Source organism: Acinetobacter sp. 1125_18A, assembly GCF_052824985.1.
Genome location: NZ_VTDG01000042.1, coordinates 1 through 1240, shown reverse-complemented (window position 1 = coordinate 1240; position 1240 = coordinate 1). Strand labels below are relative to the sequence as shown.

Annotated in this window: 1 protein-coding gene; it reads left to right on the top strand. The window is 36.5% G+C overall.

Annotated features, from left to right (window positions below):
• Positions 1–1240 (top strand): ShlB/FhaC/HecB family hemolysin secretion/activation protein (locus FY049_RS22150; protein WP_446084423.1); only part of this gene is annotated, 1240 nt, incomplete at both ends.

Sequence of the window (1240 nt, the reverse complement as noted above, 5' to 3'; positions counted from 1 at the left end):
CAACACCAGAAATCATTCGTCAAGATCAACGGTTAAATGAACTCGAAAAAAAGTTAAACAATGAAAATATATTAGTAGCCCCACAACAAAAAATTGAAAAACTCGGTCGTGATCATGTTGTTGTTACTGAAACACCATGTTTTGAAATAAAACAGCTCCAATTCATCATTAATGACCCCCTGCAAAGTAAGAATCAAAATATTTTCAATGGCTTGTTCTATGACTTAAATCAGCCTAAGTTTGTTGTCGGGCAATGTATAGGCACTCAAAGCCTACAGAATCTGGTGAAATATGCTCAAAACGAGCTGATTAAACAAGGATTAATTACCACGCAAATTGTGGTCAATCCACAAGATTTGACTCAAGGAAATTTGGTTTTAAATATCTATGTAGGGCGTATTCATCAAATTATCTCTAAGGATGAATCTGTAAATAAAATTGAGATATTCACTGCTTTACCGATAAAAAATCATGAAATCTTAAATCTTAAAAATATTGATCAGGGCTTAGAAAATCTAAAGCGTACTTCAAATCGAGATGTGGATATCAAGATAGAACCGGCTGTAGCTCAAGATGGTCAGGAATTGGTTGGGTATAGTGATCTTATTGTGACATCTAGACCCTATAAAAAATTAGGATTGAGTTTAGGCATTGATAACTCGGGATCAAAAAATACAGGGCTATATATCGGTAGTCTAGGGATTAGTTTAAACAATCTTTTGCGGTTGAATGATGCGCTCAACATCAATTTAAGTCATTCACTGGATGATTGGAAAGAAGACTTTAATCAAAGCTTTTATATCAACTATTCAATCCCATTTCGAAACTATGAGTTATCTGCAACCCATAATGAATATAAGTATGAACAAAAGGTCGCGGGCTTTAATGCACCGATTTTATATAGTGGAAAAACCAAGCAAAGTCATTTGACACTTTCACGCATGATCAGTCGTGGCGCACATCATAAAACCAGTATTTATACCAAGGGTTATCATAAAGAAAATCAAAATTTTATTGAGAATGTAGAGATCGGTGTTCAGCGTAGAGAAACTGCGGGGTGGAATGCGGGTCTTCAACATCGACAATATATTGGCAATGCATTACTAGATTTGAATCTTGATTATCGACGTGGCACAGGGGCATTGGGTGCTCAGTCTGCGCCTGAAGAAAGAATTGTAGATATCAGTGGACGACCTTTAGCTGTAGAAGGATATGCCCGCGCTCCTTTATGGAGTGCTGA